The 17,675-nt window shown below is 53.7% G+C and carries 18 protein-coding genes; 12 read left to right on the forward strand and 6 right to left on the reverse strand.

The features are described 5' to 3' along the window. The first annotated feature begins 47 nt into the window (after positions 1 to 47). Positions 48 to 1,055: an adenosine deaminase gene (locus JM93_RS19365; protein ID WP_145346929.1), complete on the forward strand. Its 1,008-nt coding sequence runs from the start codon at positions 48 to 50 to the stop codon at positions 1,053 to 1,055. Here the strand turns inward: JM93_RS19365 and JM93_RS19370 are convergent. Further along, positions 1,052 to 2,320, reverse strand: a complete 1,269-nt coding sequence (locus JM93_RS19370; protein WP_145346932.1) for an MFS transporter — start codon at positions 2,318 to 2,320, stop codon at positions 1,052 to 1,054. The two genes, JM93_RS19365 and JM93_RS19370, sit on opposite strands and share 4 nt — an antisense overlap. A gap of 139 nt (positions 2,321 to 2,459) precedes the next feature. Here JM93_RS19370 and JM93_RS19375 point away from each other — a divergent pair, with 139 nt between their 5' ends. The 7 genes from JM93_RS19375 (at position 2,460) to JM93_RS19405 (ending at position 9,744) form a co-directional block, all read left to right on the forward strand. Then, on the forward strand, positions 2,460 to 3,695 hold the full coding sequence (locus tag JM93_RS19375) for a DUF1688 family protein (RefSeq protein ID WP_170230761.1): 1,236 nt from the start codon (positions 2,460 to 2,462) through the stop codon (positions 3,693 to 3,695). Positions 3,696 to 3,761: 66 nt separating this feature from the next. Continuing rightward, on the forward strand, positions 3,762 to 4,391 hold the full coding sequence (gene upp, locus JM93_RS19380) for a uracil phosphoribosyltransferase (protein ID WP_145346936.1): 630 nt from the start codon (positions 3,762 to 3,764) through the stop codon (positions 4,389 to 4,391). Positions 4,392 to 4,543: 152 nt separating this feature from the next. Then, positions 4,544 to 5,056 carry a retropepsin-like aspartic protease family protein gene (locus tag JM93_RS19385; protein WP_145346938.1) on the forward strand — a complete coding sequence of 171 codons (513 nt, stop codon included), beginning with the start codon at positions 4,544 to 4,546 and terminating at the stop codon, positions 5,054 to 5,056. A 50-nt stretch (positions 5,057 to 5,106) separates the two neighbouring features. Further along, entirely contained in the window at positions 5,107 to 6,606 is a 1,500-nt protein-coding gene (locus JM93_RS19390; protein WP_145346940.1) for a phosphomannomutase/phosphoglucomutase, read from the forward strand. A gap of 90 nt (positions 6,607 to 6,696) precedes the next feature. Continuing rightward, positions 6,697 to 7,692 (forward strand): aldose epimerase family protein, encoded by a 996-nt coding sequence (locus tag JM93_RS19395; protein WP_145346942.1) that lies wholly within the window; start codon positions 6,697 to 6,699, stop codon positions 7,690 to 7,692. A 36-nt stretch (positions 7,693 to 7,728) separates the two neighbouring features. Beyond that, positions 7,729 to 8,760 carry a histone deacetylase family protein gene (locus JM93_RS19400; protein ID WP_145346944.1) on the forward strand — a complete coding sequence of 344 codons (1,032 nt, stop codon included), beginning with the start codon at positions 7,729 to 7,731 and terminating at the stop codon, positions 8,758 to 8,760. 6 nt (positions 8,761 to 8,766) lie between these two features. Next, entirely contained in the window at positions 8,767 to 9,744 is a 978-nt protein-coding gene (locus JM93_RS19405; RefSeq protein ID WP_208995332.1) for a phosphate/phosphite/phosphonate ABC transporter substrate-binding protein, read from the forward strand. Between the two features lie 12 nt (positions 9,745 to 9,756). Here the strand turns inward: JM93_RS19405 and JM93_RS19410 are convergent, their stop codons facing one another. From JM93_RS19410 to JM93_RS19430, 5 genes are all read right to left on the reverse strand, one after another. Further along, complete coding sequence (locus tag JM93_RS19410) at positions 9,757 to 10,926, reverse strand: acetate/propionate family kinase (protein WP_145346946.1); 1,170 nt, start codon at positions 10,924 to 10,926, stop codon at positions 9,757 to 9,759. A gap of 3 nt (positions 10,927 to 10,929) precedes the next feature. Continuing rightward, positions 10,930 to 12,339: a bifunctional enoyl-CoA hydratase/phosphate acetyltransferase gene (locus tag JM93_RS19415; protein ID WP_145346948.1), complete on the reverse strand. Its 1,410-nt coding sequence runs from the start codon at positions 12,337 to 12,339 to the stop codon at positions 10,930 to 10,932. Between the two features lie 143 nt (positions 12,340 to 12,482). Further along, positions 12,483 to 12,989, reverse strand: coding sequence for a pilus assembly protein (locus JM93_RS19420; RefSeq protein ID WP_155197571.1), 507 nt, complete (start codon positions 12,987 to 12,989; stop codon positions 12,483 to 12,485). Between the two features lie 77 nt (positions 12,990 to 13,066). Further along, positions 13,067 to 13,597 carry a TadE/TadG family type IV pilus assembly protein gene (locus tag JM93_RS19425; RefSeq protein WP_208995333.1) on the reverse strand — a complete coding sequence of 177 codons (531 nt, stop codon included), beginning with the start codon at positions 13,595 to 13,597 and terminating at the stop codon, positions 13,067 to 13,069. A gap of 94 nt (positions 13,598 to 13,691) precedes the next feature. Beyond that, positions 13,692 to 14,174: a pilus assembly protein N-terminal domain-containing protein gene (locus tag JM93_RS19430; RefSeq protein WP_145346954.1), complete on the reverse strand. Its 483-nt coding sequence runs from the start codon at positions 14,172 to 14,174 to the stop codon at positions 13,692 to 13,694. A gap of 337 nt (positions 14,175 to 14,511) precedes the next feature. Here JM93_RS19430 and JM93_RS19435 point away from each other — a divergent pair, with 337 nt between their 5' ends. The 4 genes from JM93_RS19435 to JM93_RS19450 all read left to right on the forward strand — a co-directional run bounded on the left by JM93_RS19435 (position 14,512) and on the right by JM93_RS19450 (position 17,665). Next, positions 14,512 to 14,682: a Flp family type IVb pilin gene (locus JM93_RS19435; protein ID WP_145346956.1), complete on the forward strand. Its 171-nt coding sequence runs from the start codon at positions 14,512 to 14,514 to the stop codon at positions 14,680 to 14,682. Between the two features lie 89 nt (positions 14,683 to 14,771). Next, on the forward strand, positions 14,772 to 15,275 hold the full coding sequence (locus tag JM93_RS19440) for an A24 family peptidase (protein ID WP_145346958.1): 504 nt from the start codon (positions 14,772 to 14,774) through the stop codon (positions 15,273 to 15,275). Between the two features lie 183 nt (positions 15,276 to 15,458). Then, the gene (cpaB, locus tag JM93_RS19445; RefSeq protein ID WP_145346960.1) at positions 15,459 to 16,226 is read left to right on the forward strand and encodes a Flp pilus assembly protein CpaB; all 768 of its coding nucleotides are present in this window, start codon (positions 15,459 to 15,461) and stop codon (positions 16,224 to 16,226) included. Beyond that, positions 16,223 to 17,665, forward strand: a complete 1,443-nt coding sequence (locus JM93_RS19450) for a type II and III secretion system protein family protein (RefSeq protein ID WP_208995334.1) — start codon at positions 16,223 to 16,225, stop codon at positions 17,663 to 17,665. Before cpaB ends, JM93_RS19450 begins: the two co-directional genes overlap by 4 nt. Positions 17,666 to 17,675: the final 10 nt, after the last annotated feature.

The raw sequence follows: 17,675 nt of genomic DNA on the forward strand, positions 1-17,675 counted from the left end.
GTCTGTTCCTGGCGCGGTATTCAGTAGAGAGGATTGGGCAACGGATTATGCCAACTCCGCATTCATCGGTGCCGAAGGTCGAGCTGCATTGTCACATTGAAGGCGCCGCACCGCCTTCGTTGGTCAAACGCCTTGCGGAACGCGAAGGTATTGATGTCTCAGGTATAATCGGACCCAACGGCAAATACATATGGTCCGATTTCACCAGCTTCCTTAAAGCCTATGATCTCGCCAGCTCGGTGTTCAAGACACCGGCTGACTACGGCTTGCTGGCCGAAACCTATTTTCGGATGCTGGCTGCGGAAGGGACCATTTACGCCGAAGTGTTCATTTCACCCGATCACGCGCAGGCGGCCGGTCTTTCCTACCGCACCTATGTGGAGGGGCTCGCCGCAGGCATTGAGCGTGCGAAGATCGACACTGGCATTGAAGGTCGTATGATCGCAATTGGCGTCAGACACTTTGGCGCTGCCTCAGTTGAGCGGGTGGTCAAGGAAGTCATCGGTTCGCCGCATCCTATGGTGTCCGGCTTCGGCCTGGCAGGTGACGAGCGTGAGGGGCATCCCTCTAATTTTGCCAGGGCATTCCGGATGGCAAATGAGGCAGGGCTGGGGATCACGGCTCATGCTGGTGAGTTCGGTGGCCCTGAAAGCGTTAAAGCCGCGCTTGAGTTCTTTCAGGTCAAACGTATCGGTCATGGCGTGCGCGCGGTCGAGGAGGCGGCGCTGGTCGACCGGCTTGCTGACGAGCAGATCGTCTTGGAAACTTGTCCCGGATCCAACGTAGCGTTAGGCGTCTACCCGGTCTTGCGATTTCATCCCATCAATATCTTGAAAAATCGCGGTGTGCGCATCACCCTCAATTCCGATGATCCGCCCTTTTTCGGCACGACGCTGGGAAAAGAGTATTCCTCCGTTTCCAATACCTTCAATTGGTCAGAAAACGATCAAATCGCCATTTCACGCACCGCCATTGAAGCTGCCTTTTGCGATGAAGCCACGCGCCAACGCCTGATGGTTCGGCTCGGAAGCGCACAGAAAAACGCAGGCCTTTAATTGTCCCTGGATTGCTCCAGCCTAGCTTCATCAGCGTCAAGACGAGGATCGAGGACGGCTGTTTCAGGCGTCGAGGGGCGGGCGGTGGCGATAACGGGTACAAACTCCGTTTTTTCCTCACCGGTGACGGGGGCGCGCTTGCTGATCCGCCAAATGGCGAACAGGATCATGCTCAAATGGGCTGTGGCTGTGACCTGAAACAGCGCCCCCGGATAGGTGAGGGACATGAGCAGCGATGCAGCGATGGGGCCGACCATGGTTCCAATGCCGAACAGCAATAGCAACCCGCCGCTTGTTTTCAGGAAATCTCCAGGGTCTGCATGATCGCTGGCATGCGCAACGATGACCGGGTACATCGAATAGATCATTCCACCGAATAATCCGATCAGTGCAATTGTCGTAATCGGATCGCCTCCGCCGAGCAGGGAAAGTGCTCCGCCGAGCGCCATGGCACACACTGCCATAGCAATCAGCACAATCCGCCGGTCGAGCCGGTCTGAGGCAAATCCCACGGGGATCTGGATCATGGCGCCAGCAAGAAGTGCAAGGCTCATCATTATCGCGATTTCGGTAACATCCAGACCGATGCGCTTGCCATAAACAGCACCTAAACTGCCAAAGGCACCGTTTGATATACCGACGAGGAAAATCGCGACGACCGCGATCGGCGAATTTTTCCAGAGTGTAACCGGATCCAGTTTTGCTTGCGTCAGTGGTGCGGGTGTTGCGGCCGTAGACAGTGCCGTGGGCAACAAAGCCAGCGAATAGATGATCGACCCGATTATGAAAAACGCGTAGCCCGTTGTATCGCCAAGAGTGAGCAACATCTGGCCAGCAGTGGTGGCTCCCAGATTGATCATTGTGTAAATGCCGAAAACCTTACCCCGGTTTTGTGGCGTTGCGCGCTCGTTCAGCCAGCTCTCAACGATCATGGCGGCGCCGGCAAAGCAAAAACCGCTTACAGCTCTCAAGACTACCCAGAAGACTGGTTCGATGAACAACAGGTTCAAGAGGACACTGATAGCGGCCAAAGATGACAACACACCGAATGCCCGAATATGGCCAACACGTTTCACCACCATCGGCGCAAGGAGGCAACCGGCCACGTATCCGGCCGCCCAGCCTGCTCCCAACAAGCCAAGGTCTCCATCGGAAAACCCCTCTTCAAGGCCTCGGACTGGCAGAAGCAAACCGTGCAGCCCCCCGGCAAGAAGAAGAAGTCCGGAGCCGGCCAGAAGGGCGAGGATCGAAACAAATCCTGTCATTTCACAAGTATCTTCATAAACCCATTGCTTGTAACAAATGCCAATCTACAGAACATTTGTATCTGGACAATGCGGTATGGGGTTCTATGAAGCGATAATGCTCATAAAATATGAAACTACACCCAACGAAGCAGGTTACATGGACACTGCACGACAAAACGGAAACAAGCCGGACATCCTCTCCAGCAGTGTCTTCCGCGAGGTTCAAAAGGATTTGGAAAGGCTGCTTCTCGGTAATGGGTTCAATACTGTGATGTTCCACCCGCATGCGCTTAACGCGCTGGCAGACCGAATTATGGAGCAGATGCAGAAAAGCTATCCGGATATGCAAATCCCGCCAAAAAGCTGTTGGCGTGCCCTGGAGGGCCAAAACGTCGACAGGTTTGGTGTTCTGGCGAGCGCTCAGGGCTTTGCGACAGAGACAGATTTTTTCCGATCTGCAAGCGATCTCGCAATCTTGTGTGCGCTTGCGGATATCCGGCTGCCGGCTGATTGGACCTTTCTAGACCCGATGTCGGGTGCGCGCTTGGAGGGAGTTTCTGCGAAATCCGTTGCTACGGCGGTCATGTTCGGGTCAGGAGTGTTTTCGTCTGATCCTTCTGCTCCGATGCGAGCCGATGCCTATGCCCTTAGCCGGGTCACCGCAGACGAGGTGTCTGCCGGGTTTCAATTCGAAAACGGGCAGGGAGCCAACGCTGCAAATGCCCTTGCGCGGCAGTTTCGAAGGCTGGGCGAGTTGATCGCGATTCGCACGGACCTGTTTGAAGACAGCGACGGCATTCGGCCCGGCAACATCGCAAATAAGCTACGCAGTGAACTCGTAAGCCCAAATATTGATGCAGGTGTTTTGCTTGATGCAGTATTCGACGGCCTGACAGCGATCTGGGATGGCGGTGCGGTCGAAAAAGACCGCATTCTGGGGGACGTCTGGGCGTCGTCGCTCGAAAACACAAATGAAGGCGCAGACCTGTGGTCATTTCATTTGCCGGCCGGAGCCGTGTGTCTCAATCTCATAGAACCCTTCGGCTGGACAGGTTTTGGCATGATATCCTTGGATGTTTTGCCTGCGCCCTCAGACACGGGTCATGCGGCGCTTTTCAAAGAGTCAGGGCTTTTGAGCCGAACAGAAGGTGCCGATCCGACTCTCGCCGCGTGCGAGCTGAGAGCTGCAACCATGGCTGCAAGCAAGTTGGTGGCAAGCAGTGTTCGTCAAAAACTGGAGGTCGGTTCCGATACCTTGCCTATGGCCTGTCTCATCGAAGCCGGGACGCAGCCGATGTGTCGTAAGCTAAGATTGGAAAAGCCTCAGCTTTGGTCCGATCTTGACAAAATGATGGACCCAAGGGGTGTTCATTGGCTTCCATTCGGGGCATAGCACGATACAAGAAAAACCGTTTTGCTAGGCAGCGCGAAACCGCCGACCCAAGGAAGAGAGGCAGACATGTCCGGAGCCAACGTAATCAGCCATCCGCTCGTGCAGCACAAACTTACCATCATGCGCGACAAGGGGACTTCCACCCAGGGTTTCCGGCGTCTGCTGCGCGAGATTTCGACCCTGCTTTGCTATGAAGTCACACGTGATTTGCCCTTGGTGCGCCAAACAATCGAAACCCCGCTCGCGGAAATGCAAGCGCCGATGCTTGCGGGAAAAAAGCTTGTCTTCGCATCGGTCTTGCGCGCAGGCAACGGGCTATTGGAAGGCATGCTGGACCTGGTTCCCTCTGCCCGCGTGGCGCATATCGGGCTCTACCGCGATCCGGAAACCCTTCAGCCGGTTGAATACTATTTCAAAGCGCCTGAGGATCTGAACGAGCGGCTTGTGATCGTTGTCGATCCCATGCTGGCCACGGCAAACTCGGCGATATCCGCAGTTCAGAAACTCAAAGACCGCGGTGCCAACAACGTTCGGTTCTTATGTCTGCTTGCTTCTCCGGAAGGGGTCGGTAAGTTCAACGAATCACATCCGGATGTCCCGATCTATACTGCGTCAATCGACGAGCGTTTGAACGAAAAAGGCTATATTGTGCCGGGGCTTGGAGATGCCGGGGACCGCATGTACGGAACCAAGTAAGGCCACGATTGCATCGCGGCGCGCGTCCCCCGTGCGCCGTTTCATTCGTTTTGATGGTTTGCCCCAAGCCGACGATCAACCTATCCAATTGCCTTCACGGAATGATAAGGCAGCTGGTGTAGGGTCCCGGTATTGAGACGTCTGGCTGGGTCATGTTCCGAATTCTGATCATCGCAGTTCTTATTGCCGCTGTTGCGCCGCTGGTTCCCTACTACTTTGAAAAGTACCGGACAGCACCGACCCCCGCGGCCAGCACCAACGAGCTGAAAGCGGCGCAAGAACCAACCGTCTCAGGTCGGCGCTTTGAAATCGCAAAAGCGGTCAACGGTCAATATATGACCGAAGCCGAGTTGAACGGCCGCTTCGTCACCATGCTGGTTGATACCGGTGCGTCTACCCTGGCTCTTCCGGAAAAAGTGGCTCGCCGTGCGGGCATCTTTGTTCAGCCTTCGGATTTCAAACAACCGGTGAACACGGCGAATGGAGTCACCTATGCAGCCAGCGTTACCGTGCGCGATCTGAAAATTGGCCCGATCCGTCTTAAAAATGTCGAAGCTATGGTCCTAAAAGACGACCGCTTGGGGGTTCCGCTGCTCGGGATGTCTGCTTTAGGCCGGTTGGAGGGTTTCGATATTTCGGATGACACTTTGGTGCTGGTCCAATAAATTCACAGGCAACCGCGTTCTGAATTTCTCTGCTTTTCAAGAGGTTTTGTATGTTTTTGAAGCCGGTCGCAGCGCTCACGCCGAATACGCTCGCCTACGAATCCCAGCCGATGGTCAAACCAACTGGTTTTCGTGAGTATGATGCGCGTTGGCTCTTTGAAAAAGAGATCAACTTGATGGGCATGCAGGCCCTCGGCATGGGAATCGGCACACTAATGAACGAACGTGGTATCCGACCGGATATTGTCGTCGGCCACGATTTTCGCGGCTACTCTGCGTCGATTAAAATGGCTGTCATCAATGGCTTGCTGGCAGCGGGGATCAACGTTCACGACATTGGGTTGGCCCTGTCGCCAATGGCGTATTTTGCACAATTTTCGCTGGATGTGCCTGCCGTCGCCATGATCACGGCCTCCCACAACGATAATGGCTGGACAGGTGTGAAAATGGGCATTGATCGCCCGCTGACCTTTGGCCCGGATGAAATGGGTCGTCTTAAGGAAATTGTTCTTGAAGGCCAGTTTGTTCTAAAAAGTGGCGGAAGTTACCGGTTTGTTGAAAATTTCCCCGACATCTATATCAAGGACCTGACAGGCCGTGCCAAACTCAAGCGTCCGATCAAGGTCGTGGCCGCCTGCGGAAATGGAACGGCCGGAGCTTTTGCTCCGAAAGTTCTCGAAGCGCTTGGCGCGGATGTTATTCCGCTGGATGCGGAATTGGATCATACCTTCCCTCGCTACAATCCAAATCCTGAAGACATGAAGATGCTTCATGCGCTACGCGACAAGGTTCTAGAGACTGGGGCCGAAGTCGGTCTTGGTTTCGATGGTGACGGAGATCGGTGCGGGGTTGTCGACAATGAAGGCGAAGAGATTTTTGCCGACAAGGTTGGCGTGATGCTGGCGCGCGACATTTCTGCGCTTCATCACGGCTCCAAATTTGTTGTAGATGTGAAATCGACCGGCCTGTTCAATACCGATCCGGTTCTGAAAGAGAACGGTGCGGTGACCGATTATTTCAAAACCGGTCACTCTTATATCAAGCGCAGGGTTAAAGAGCTTGATGCAATCGTTGGCTTTGAAAAGTCAGGCCATTACTTCTTCAATCCGCCTATCGGGCGCGGCTATGACGATGGTCTGGTCTCGGCCATTGCAATCTTGGATATGATGGATCGCAACCCGGATAAGACAATGGCAGATCTGCGCCGTGACCTACCGATGACATGGGGCTCTCCAACGATGTCGCCGCATTGTCCTGACGAAATCAAGTACGATGTGGTTGATCGCGTCGTTGCCCGGTTTGAGGACATGAAGTCCAAAGGTGAAAAAATTGGAGGGCATGAAATCACTGATTTGATAACAGTCAACGGAGTACGGGTCGTTACCGGAGACGGAACATGGGGCCTTGTTCGTGCCTCTTCGAACAAACCGGAGTTGGTCGTGGTTGTAGAGAGCCCTTCTTCAAAGGAACGTCTTCACGAGATGTTCCAGGCTGTCGACGCAGTGCTGCGCGAAAACCCGGAAGTCGGTGCGTACAATCAAACAATCTAGTTCGGCGAAAGTTCATCGCTGCGGGCAGGTATGTACGGCCCACCAGTCGATGCCCGATTGTTTCATTCGATACCTTCAGAAGGCCAACAAATGATCCGCACGTTCGGACACTTGCCAAACGGGCGGGAAGTTCAGGAGATCACCCTAAAGAAGGGCGCTCTGGAAGCCGATGTCCTGACCTATGGCGGGATCATCCGGGACTTGCGGTTCGATGGCCAAAGCGTTGTCTTAGGCTATTCAGAACTAGAACCATATTTGACAGAGCCGGGGTACGTCGGGGCCATCATCGGCCGATGTGCGAACCGGATTTCTGAAGGCCGTTGTCTTGTAGATTGCCAGACTGTCCAGCTGGACATCAATGAAAGTGGGACCACTCATTTACATGGCGGCATGACCGGTTTCTCCAAGCGGACATGGGCTATTGAACAACATGACAAAGCCAGCGTTTTGTTCAAGCTTGTGTCAGAGGACGGCGACCAAGGCTATCCTGGGCGACTGGAAACGCTGCTGCGCTATACGTTGACTGGATCCGGTGCCTTACGGGTTAAGATTACGGCGACGACTGACAAAGCGACTCCCGTCAACCTGACCCAGCACAGCTACTTTAACCTGAATCAGAGCCCTTCTGTGCTGCGCCATAGGCTAGAAGTTGCCGCCGACAGCTATCTGCCTGTCGATGCCCGGAAAATTCCGACAGGAGAGGTTCGGAAAGTGGCGTGGACACCATTCGATTTTCAGGAGAACCGCGTCATTGCCACGGGCGGCCGGGCAGGTGAACTGCTGGACCACACATTCTGCCTTAGCAGCCAAAAGCGGAGCGAACCGGTCTTCGCCGCAGCGCTGGAAAGTCCCGATGAAGACACACGCATGGAGGTTTGGACCACCGAACCCGGATTGCATATCTATGATGCTGCTGGCTTGAGTGGAACCAGCCCGGGTTTAGCAGGGGAGGCCTACGGTCCGCACGCCGGCCTGTGCCTGGAAACTCAAGGCTGGCCGGATGCGCCAAATCATGCAAATTTCCCTAATGTCTTATTGCAGTCCGGTGAAACTTATCATCATATCACTGAGTTTAGATTTTCCTGATCCGGTTCACGGATCCTCACCGGCCTGGGGGCTCTCTTGAAAACCGTCTTCTCGGACCTGCAGCTCTCGCATAGTCCAAAACATGAAATTTCAGATGGTGAGCTGAAGCCGGCAGTGGAAATTCCATCGCGTGCTGAAATTGTTCTGAAGACTGTTCAAGAACGCGGTGTTGGCGATGTTGTCTCACCGGAAACATTCGGAGCGCGGCCGGTCAGACGCATCCACGCTCCGGATTATGTCGATTTTTTGGAGTCTTTTTGGGGGCATTGGAGCGGAGCAGGCAGGAAGGGCGAGGCGTTCCCGTTTGTTTGGCCGATCAGATCGCTAAGGCCAGACCCAGCTCCCGCCCATATCGACGGGTTGCTCGGCCGCTATTCAATGGATGCTGGCACCCCAATCGGCGAACACACCTATTCGGCGGCGACAGCGTCAGCCCATACGGCACTAACAGCTGCGAAGCTTGTTCACGAGGGAGAACGTAGCGCGTTTGGTCTTTGCCGTCCCCCGGGACACCATGCAGGAATCGACTTTTTCGGCGGCTACTGCTTTTTCAACAACGCGGCTATAGCTGCCCAATGGCTTCGCGACCATGGGGCCACTCGGGTCGCCATCCTGGACGTGGACTACCACCACGGCAACGGGACCCAAGCGATTTTTTATGAGCGTTCGGACATTCTGTTCTTGTCGATCCACGCGGATCCGACGCAAGAGTATCCGTATTTTTTAGGCCATGCGGACGAGACCGGAGAGCACGCTGGAACTGGTTTCACGCGCAACTGGCCGCTCCCGATCGGGACCACTTGGGAGAAGTATTCAGAAGTCCTGGATGACGCGAGCCGGTGGCTTTTGGTCTACAGACCGGACTATCTCATCGTCTCGCTCGGCCTCGACTGTTTTGAGCACGATCCAATTTCTGGATTCAGATTCAAAAGCGACGATTTTTTTTGGCTTGGCCAACGGCTTTCTTATGTTGGCGTGCCGACTGTGTTCCTGATGGAAGGCGGCTACGCAGTTGATGCGCTTGGCACGAATTGCGTCAATGTTCTGGAAGGCTTTGAGGGCGGATAGTCCGCATTGTCGGACCGAAAACGCCAGGCGGATGAACAAAAGCTGCGGGGTGTAGGTGTGCGCAAGCCTTTCACAAGAACGCTATGCATCACTCTATTGAGTATCAGTGTGGTTTTCGCGGGTGGCGCTGTATCGAAAGCTGAAGACTTTCAGCGCTTCAAAATGGGTATTGTTGTCGGGAAGGATCCGACCGTACGCGAGCGAATCGAGCCGTTTCGCAAAGAGCTGGAGTTTGAGCTTGATCGCCCCGTCGATCTGTTTTTGATCGATACACTTGGGGAGCTGGTCGATGCGATCTCAGCAGCAGACATTCACTATGCAAGGCTCTCCCCGTCCGCTTACGCTACGTCGGATGCGCTTTGCTCGTGCGTTGAACCTTTAGTGACAGCCCGCCCTGATGAATTGGAAGCGCGGTACTTTTCAATTTTGGTCGGCAAAGCCCGCGAGATACGTCCTACAATCGAGGATCTCAAAGGTGGCCGGATAGGCGTCCAGTCGCCGAGTTCGGTGACCGGCTATCGTGTGCCGTTGGCGAACCTTGCCGCCGAGGGGATCGATCCGCGGAGTTTCTTCAAGATCTTGGTGCGGACGAAGGATCCGCTGGAAGCTCTACATGCGGTTCTGGACGGCAGGATCGACGCTGCTTTTGTGTGGTCAACCCTGTCGGGCAAAACAGCCCAAGGCTATTCGGCAGGCACGTTGAACGAATTGTACATTTCGGGGGCGTCTGGCCTGGAGAAACTGGATGTTTATTGGCGGTCTCCGGCCATCCCCTATAGCGCGCACACGGTTCAAAAAGCGCTTCCAGACGCGCTCAAACGAAAACTGCGCGCCTTTCTGGTTGATCTGCGAGACAGTGCTCCAGACGCTTACTTTGCAGTTGAACCGGACTACCCCGGTGGCCTCGAACCGGTGGTGCATTCCGACTTTCGAGCTGTCCTGCGAACATACGACCCGGGTCTACAGGACATCCTCGTGCCCTGACCGGAACACGTGCTACATCAACGCGGCAGTGTGGCGGCGGATCATGTCTTCCTCATTTGTCGGGATGACGAGGACCTTGACCCGCGATGTTTCCCTGGAAATGACGCCAGTGTTTGATGCGTTCTGTTGCTCGTCGATCTCAAGGCCGATCCAGCCTTGGTCCTCGCATACCAATTGCCGGACGAGCGCTGAGTTTTCACCTATCCCACCTGTGAAAACCACAGTATCAAGACCGTGAAGAACGGCGGCCATGGCACCAAGCTCCCGCCGGATCCTGAAAACAAAGTAGTCGATCGCTTCCTTTGCCTTCGGGTCGTCGCTTTGGGAAAGCGTACGCATGTCCTGACTGATCCCGGAGAGCCCTTTCAGTCCGGAATCCTTATAAAGAAGATCTGATATTTCAGAGGCGGACAAACCTTTTTCGGTCATAAGATACAAAACGACGCCCGGGTCCAATTGACCGGACCGCGTGCCCATCGGCAACCCGTCAAGAGCTGTAAAGCCCATAGTGGAGCCGATACTCTGTCCATTGTTGATCGCACACATCGACGCGCCGTTTCCAAGATGTGCCACGATCAGTTTTCCAGCGTATGCGGCCGGATCAGCGGCTTTTAGGTACTCGCAAATATACTCATAAGACAGCCCGTGAAATCCATAGCGGCGTACCCCTTCGTCATAATAGGATCGCGGCAACGCGAATGTGTCGTTCACCCAAGGATGGCTGCGATGAAACGCAGTGTCGAAACACGCGACTTGAACCGCGTTCGGAAATGCAGCTTCAGCGGCTTTCACGCCAGCAAGGTTATGCGGTTGGTGAAGGGGCGCAAGCGGGATGAGCGTTTCCAGCTCTCTAAACAAATCGGGTGTTAGGCAAATAGGTTCGGAAAATGAAACGCCACCGTGAACGACTCGGTGGCCAACTGCTGCCACCGGATTGCCAGCAAGTTCCCTATCCAAAAGTGGAAGCAGGGCCTGAAGGGCGGCGGAATGATTGGTACCTTCGGTGGCCGAGAGCGGGCGGTCGATCGAGGTTCTTGATTTTGTTGCGTTGAATTTCAGGTTCGGGACCGCACCTAGTCCTGAAATTTGACCTTCAACAAGCACTTCATCGCCAAGAAAGAGCGTGAACTTGATTGAGGACGATCCTGCATTTAGCACCAGGATATGATCGGTCTTGCCCATGTCTCAAGCCTCGTCTTGAAGCAACGCTGCTGGGGCGCCTTCCGTTTTCCAATGATTGTAGAGAAGCGCGAGTGCGCAAGACGCAAGGCGCGCCCGCCCATCATCCGCCCGGCTGGTAAGCATTACCGGTACTTTCGCGCCAATTACGAGGCCGGCCGCTTCGGCATGGGCGATGAATGTCAGCTCTTTTGCGAGCATATTTCCAGCTTCCAAGTTTGGCACGATCAGAACTTCGGCATGTCCAGCGACAAGCGACGTAATGCCCTTAGTCCTTGCAGCTTGGACATCAATTGCATTGTCCATCGCCAGCGGACCATCGACGATACCTCCGGAGATCTGATTGCGTTCAGCCATTTTTGAGAGAATCGCAGCATCTAGGCTTGATGGTATTGCGGGGTTCACTGTTTCTATCGCAGACAAAATGCCGACTTTTGGTTTTTCAAGACCGATGGCAAGCGCCGCATCGATCGCATTTTGGGTGATGTCGACTTTGGTATTCAGGTCCGGTGCGATGTTGATTGCGGCATCTGAAATCACCACCGGTGTTTTCCGCCCAGGGATGTCCATGACGAAGACATGGCTGATACGCCGTTTGGTCCGTAGGCCGCCATCACGTTTCACGACGTGCCTCAAAAGATCGTCTGTATGAAGGTGTCCCTTCATCACCGCTTTGACGCGCCCCTCGTGGACCATCGCTACAGCGCGGGCCGCAGCCTCGGATTCGTCTTCGATATCGATAACCTCATAGCGATCGAGGCTCATCCCGATTTCATGCGCTGCTTTTTGAATTCTGGAGATGGCCCCGATGAGTATCGGCTCGATAAGACCGGCATCGGCTGCCATCATGGCGCCTTCTAGGGAGTTGGGGTCATCAGGCGCAACGACAGCAGTCGGCATCTCCGGAAGCTGTTTGGCCGTCTCGATAAGGCGATTAAAGTGCCGGTGTCTTTCGACCAATAGTGTGGGGAGGTCTGAAGAATCGTACACTATTGTTTTGGTGGGTGCCGTTACTTCTGCGACCCCGTCGGCGATCAATGTCCCATCTTCGCGGATTACTTTCACAGCTAGCGCCACGATACCCTCAGGCATTTTATCTGTTACCCTGACAGATACCGTAAGAGCGTCGCCTACAGCGACCCGGTCATGGAATGCAAAGGTTTGTGTCCGGTATATTGTGCCAGGACCCGGCAGGATGTTTCCAAGGACGGCCGAGACCAACGCTCCAACCCACATTGAAGGCGCTACCGGCTTGTCGATCTTGCCATCGCCCGTCCAGTCGGTATCCGGAAGGTGCAAAGGGTTCGTATTCCCCGATGCATGCGCGAAGACCAGCAAATCGTTCGCGGAACACACACGGGATATCTCGGCTACATCACCGACCGAAATCTGATCGTATGTACGATTGGTCGCCATGGTTCTAAACCTTGAAAACTGAGACTGTTTGAAAATGGGGCCGTACTGCGTTGCAGCATGCCGATCGTGCAGACACTATCGAGCGTTTGCGACGGAACAAATACGGTGAAACATGTAATGGGTGACGAAGGCACCGGCTTCTATCAGGATGGACCAGCAACTCTTTGTACAAGCCGTGGGCGAAGATAGAATGTATCGGCCATGTCAATCTCTGAAGCCCGAGGAAAGTAGCTCGTCAACTTACCTGCCAATATCGGCACATGTGTGTATTCCGTGTGACCAACGATCAAAAACGTATTCGGCAGGAGTATAGGTTCGGGAATATTGATGGGTGGTTCTTCGCCCGGAGACCATGCAGATCCATCTTTATTGCTGTTGCTCCAGTCAACTTCCGCGTCTCCGTCATTGTCAATCTCTATGCTGGAGATCACGATCGTGAGCGGTGCAGCAGTGTAAGGCGCCATGATTTGCTCGGCGGCATCATAAATATCGTTCAGGTCCGCAGCCGAGACACTTTCAGCCTGAGCGGTCAGATCAGCAACCGTGCTGGCGACCTGACCGACTTTCCGGCTCACATTAAAGGTCTCGACGGTCTCGGAGGTTCCGATAAGGATGATCAGCAAGATTGGAAGAATAAGGGCAAACTCCACCGCTGCGACCGCCCTTGTGTCGGAACAAAATGGCCATAAAAGAGCTTTGAGTGCGTGACTTGGGGAATGCCTCACTTTTAAACACCCCCATCTGCAGTGTAGGGGAACGGCTCATTGCGGAACACTTGAGTGGAGTAGAGGTAACGTTCGTAGTTACCGCCGTCAGCCGCACTTAGACCAAGGATCGACGTCACCATGGGCCATCGATAGATTGTTCTGACCAAAATGATTGAGCCGGCGGACCCAACTTGAAAATTGTAATCCTCTCGAATTTCGCCATCGTCATCAAGCATGTCGTCGATGGAGTCGAGCTCGGAGAAAAACTCGAACTCACTGACTTCCAAAACAATTCTATCTACATCGCACATGAAATCTGGCATCGAACTGCAGATTTCCGCCTTGAATTGTGTCTCGTTAAAGCCGTCTCTCAAAGCCTGGCCAGTCTTGATTTTTCGGGAGGCCTCAAGCACCGCATTATCGGCCATTCTATGGACCAGGAAAGAGATGCCGATTTCCATGGTGCCCAGCACCAGCACGAAAAATACCGGAGCGATCAATGCAAATTCGATCGCTGTGACGCCGTCCCGCGAACGGCGGAACTTTCTCATCAGTGGGGTTGCGAAAACCGAACGAAAAAACAACAACATCTGTGCGCACCTCGAACTTGGTGTGCACTAAATTTCTGAAGCTCAGATTAACGGTTCAGTTCTGTCCACCGGCTGCAGTCGTCGCCAGTGTGTTTTTCGTTGTGGCCTGAGCCGATGCGGCATCAAAAGCAGCAGCCGAATCGCCGAGGCGAATTACCGGTTCGCAGGAAGGCGTGCATGAGTAAGAAAAACGATCTGTCTTGCGTGTCACCGAGATGATGTTTTGTTGGTTTGCAGAAACGACAATTGTCTCGTCAACTATCGGTGTACCGTCCTCACCCAATATGATGAGGTTGGTGCTGCCGTATGACTTGCCTGTGATAACAACCGTTGTACGGTCTTGAAGAGAAACATCAGCTATCAGGGGATTGCCAATAATGATTGTGCTCGCATTGTCTTCAATGCGATAGACGGTTGCTCGGTCAATTTCGACCGAAACAGATGATGACTGCGCCACTGCATTTTGTTGAAGCCAGCCACCGGTAATGGTCAGCACGACAGTGCAAAATAGCAGGTCACGAGCGCGACGTTTGAACATGGCTAGCTCCAAGGAATTACGACAACTCTTTTAAAGTCTAAGCTTATGGTAAATTTAGCGCTAATGAACACGCCAATTCTCGGCTTATCGCTTTTGCTTTGAGAGCGAATGGGTAAGAAAGTGATATTGTGTAATCGGAATAATAGATTTGACAGCCTTAAATAAATCAAGGGTTGCAGAAACTGCATAACCTAAGAAATTTAGCTCACCATTCAGTCAGTCCGCTTTCCATTTAATAAGTTGGAAAGGCCTTGCTGTTACCGTTCAGTTAGTTCGAACCGTAAATTAAAATACGGCGGACATGATATCTGACGAGTGGTAGTTGGAGTTAAGAGATATGAAATCTTTGTTGAAACGGTTTGTAAAAGACGAGTCTGGCGCGACTGCGATTGAATATGGCCTCATCGCGGCCATCATCGGCGTTGGACTTATCGCAGTCCTCGGCCTCCTAAGCACTGATTTGTCCGAGATCTTCTCGACAATCGGCAGTGGCCTTGACAACGCATAAGTTTCGGTAAAGTCGTGTGACGACTTGACGCAGGATTGGGCGGCACTGGCCGCCCTTTTTTGTTATTGAATTGATTCGAAGAACCTGTGATGCAAACCTTAGTTTGGTACATTCTCCCGGTACTGCTGATTGCTGCTGGCGTATCGGATATCCTCACAATGAAAATTCCAAATGCCATCCCTGGAGCTTTTGTTTTGCTCTTTGTTGGCGTAGGGCTTTATTGCTCGGTGGGCCTAGACATGTGGGCTTCGCATACGGCAACTGGAATAGGTATACTGGCCGTAGGTTTTGCTTTTTTTTCGTTTGGTTGGATGGGCGGTGGCGATGCTAAGCTGTTTGCAGCTATCGGATTGTGGTTTGGTTTTTCCGAAGCCTTGATGAACGCCCTGTTGGCAACAACTTTGATTGGCGCTGGTCTAACGATTGCGCTAATTGGGTTTCGTCTCCTTCCGGTCCTGCCAAAATTTTGTCAAGAGCTGCCTTGGTTGCTTCGCTTACATGACAAAAAGTCGGGTATTCCTTACGGTGTTGCGATTTCTGCCGGGGCACTCATGTATTACCCGGTCGCCGAATGGTCCCTTTTATTGGAATAAACATTGGGCTCTCGGGCCGATGCTATGACCTTCTGAGTTCATCAATATTTAGAAATCAGTAATTTACGTTAATTTTCTTTTACCATAGTCCATTACCAGCGATTAACCATGTTTTGACGAATTCATGACCAAACTCTGAGGCAGGGCGATTTGTATTGCCTGTAATCTGAGGGTTTGATCGTCATGAAGTTAGCAAGGCTCTTGATATTGGTGATCGCACTAGGGGCGGGGCTCTTGGCCGCGCGCCTTGTGATGAACAGCGGTTCGCCAGCGCCGGAGCCTGTCGCTGCGCCCGCTCAAGAAACCGATACAGTAGAGGTTCTCGTTGCCAGCAAAGATATTCAGTTGGGCGGAAAAATCACGCCTGGCGACGTCACCTGGTCAGCTTGGCCGAAGAGCGCCATTCCGAAAGGAGTCGCGACCAAAGAGGCTGAGCCGGATGCCGACAAGGTGTTGCTAGGACGGATTGCCCGTGTCCCAATTTTCGAGGGGGAGCCGGTCCGCCAGGAACGGCTGATAAGTACCGACAAAGGGTTCATGGCCGCGATCCTCCCGAAAGGAATGCGCGCGATAGCGGTGAGTGTTGAAGCCGAAACCACCGCAGGAGGCTTCATCCTGCCCGGTGACAAGGTCGACTTGATCCTTACCCGAGAAGAAGAAGAACGTGGCGCGATCAGCGAAACAATACTCGAAAATGTCAGGGTGCTTGCAATTGATGGCACCACGGCTGGCGAACAAGAAGAAAAGAACCTGAGCCCAAAAAGAACCGCGACATTGGAGCTGGATCCTGCGGAAACCGAGATTGTCGCTTTGTCTCAACAGCTTGGCACGATCTCATTGGCGCTCCGAAGCGCACAGGATTCTGCGGACGACGCTGAGGAGACCGTCCGTAGGCGTGACGGTGTCGGCTTTTTGAAATACGGAATTCCAACGAGGGCAAACATCCAATGACCAAGAAAAAAAGTGCTTCGATGGCCTTTGATGTCTCCTTGAAACGTTGGGTGTCCGCCGTCGCCACCTTGATGATGTTGGCAGCGGCATTTCAGCCCGCAAGTGCCGTTGCCGAGGCATTCCCGCCCAAAATTCACATAGCAGCCGGTGAGCGCGTTCAATCCCGCGTTGTAAGCGTTGGGATAGGACGTTCAACCGTGGTTGATCTGGCTGAAGAAGTGGCCGACGTGTTCGTTTCGAATCCTGAAGTTGCTGACGCGGTGGTCCGGTCTTCCCACAGGGTCATCATCCTGGGTAATGCTGCTGGCCAGGCAACCGTCGTGCTGTTCAGCCGTTCCGGGCGCGAACTCGCAAGTTTCAACCTCAGGGTCGAGCCGGACACATCGGATTTGTCGGCGATCATCCAGCGCATGTTGCCGCGTGCCAACGTCACTGCGGAATCGATCAACGGCAATATAATCCTGTCTGGCACCGCCAGCAGCACTGCGGATGCACAGCGCGCTGCCGATATTGCTGCCCGATTTGCTGGAGAGGGGGTAAGCCCGACTTCAATCCTCAATATGATTGCGGTTAAAGACCAAGATCAGATCCATCTAAAGGTGACTGTTGCCGAGGTCGAAAGGTCGATCATCAAACAGCTTGGCGTGAACCTTAATGGAACAGTCGGCTTCGGTAACTACTCGGCAGGGTTCAACAATTCATCGAACTTCCCAGTCAATTCGTCGATTGTGAACCAGGCTGTCGGCGGCGGAACGTTTTTGTCCGGTGATACGAACATCACCGCCAGCATCGAGGCTCTTCAGCGCGACGGTGTGATTAGAACACTTGCCGAACCCACGCTGACTGCGATTTCCGGAGAAAATGCCTCGTTTCTTGCCGGTGGTGAGTTTCCCATTCCGATTTCGCAGGATGACGGCGAGGTTACCGTTGAATTCAAGAAGTTTGGTGTCGGACTTGACTTTACGCCCATCGTTTTGTCGGGAGGCCGGATTAGCCTGCGTGTTAAAACGGAAGTCAGTGAACTGAGCAACGAAGGAGCGGTTTCGGCCGGCGGGATCACGATTTCGGCTTTGAAGGTGCGCCGCGCGGAATCCACCTTGGAGTTGCCCTCGGGCGGCACCCTTGTCATGGCCGGCTTGCTTCAAGAATCCTATACACAGTCACTCGACGGGGTCCCCGGGCTTATGCAGTTGCCGGTCCTCGGGGCCTTGTTCAAAAGCCGAGACTTTCTTAGGCAGCAGACAGAACTGGCGGTGTTTGTCACCCCATATGTCGTGAGCCCGATCGCCGCGAGCGAGATGACACGTCCTGATCAGAACCTTATGCCACCGACGGACGCAGAAACCGTGTTCCTGAATCGTTTGAACAAAATATTCCGGACCTCAACGGACCCGGGGACTGAGCCTTATCATGGCGAAGTCGGTTTCATATACAAGTGAGGAGCGTCCT

It is taken from the genome of Roseibium hamelinense, from assembly GCF_007830545.1.
GTDB classification, from domain to species: domain Bacteria; phylum Pseudomonadota; class Alphaproteobacteria; order Rhizobiales; family Stappiaceae; genus Roseibium; species Roseibium hamelinense.

What these genes read in the sequence shown, in the direction of transcription:
- JM93_RS19365 (WP_145346929.1), top strand. Translation starts at nt 48, where the DNA reads ATGCCAACTCCGCATTCATCGGTGCCGAAGGTCGAGCTGCATTGTCAC.
- JM93_RS19370 (WP_145346932.1), bottom strand. Translation starts at nt 2,320, where the DNA reads ATGACAGGATTTGTTTCGATCCTCGCCCTTCTGGCCGGCTCCGGACTT.
- JM93_RS19375 (WP_170230761.1), top strand. Translation starts at nt 2,460, where the DNA reads ATGGACACTGCACGACAAAACGGAAACAAGCCGGACATCCTCTCCAGC.
- upp (WP_145346936.1), top strand. Translation starts at nt 3,762, where the DNA reads ATGTCCGGAGCCAACGTAATCAGCCATCCGCTCGTGCAGCACAAACTT.
- JM93_RS19385 (WP_145346938.1), top strand. Translation starts at nt 4,544, where the DNA reads ATGTTCCGAATTCTGATCATCGCAGTTCTTATTGCCGCTGTTGCGCCG.
- JM93_RS19390 (WP_145346940.1), top strand. Translation starts at nt 5,107, where the DNA reads ATGTTTTTGAAGCCGGTCGCAGCGCTCACGCCGAATACGCTCGCCTAC.
- JM93_RS19395 (WP_145346942.1), top strand. Translation starts at nt 6,697, where the DNA reads ATGATCCGCACGTTCGGACACTTGCCAAACGGGCGGGAAGTTCAGGAG.
- JM93_RS19410 (WP_145346946.1), bottom strand. Translation starts at nt 10,926, where the DNA reads ATGGGCAAGACCGATCATATCCTGGTGCTAAATGCAGGATCGTCCTCA.
- JM93_RS19415 (WP_145346948.1), bottom strand. Translation starts at nt 12,339, where the DNA reads ATGGCGACCAATCGTACATACGATCAGATTTCGGTCGGTGATGTAGCC.
- JM93_RS19425 (WP_208995333.1), bottom strand. Translation starts at nt 13,597, where the DNA reads ATGAGAAAGTTCCGCCGTTCGCGGGACGGCGTCACAGCGATCGAATTT.
- JM93_RS19430 (WP_145346954.1), bottom strand. Translation starts at nt 14,174, where the DNA reads ATGTTCAAACGTCGCGCTCGTGACCTGCTATTTTGCACTGTCGTGCTG.
- JM93_RS19435 (WP_145346956.1), top strand. Translation starts at nt 14,512, where the DNA reads ATGAAATCTTTGTTGAAACGGTTTGTAAAAGACGAGTCTGGCGCGACT.
- JM93_RS19440 (WP_145346958.1), top strand. Translation starts at nt 14,772, where the DNA reads ATGCAAACCTTAGTTTGGTACATTCTCCCGGTACTGCTGATTGCTGCT.
- cpaB (WP_145346960.1), top strand. Translation starts at nt 15,459, where the DNA reads ATGAAGTTAGCAAGGCTCTTGATATTGGTGATCGCACTAGGGGCGGGG.
- JM93_RS19450 (WP_208995334.1), top strand. Translation starts at nt 16,223, where the DNA reads ATGACCAAGAAAAAAAGTGCTTCGATGGCCTTTGATGTCTCCTTGAAA.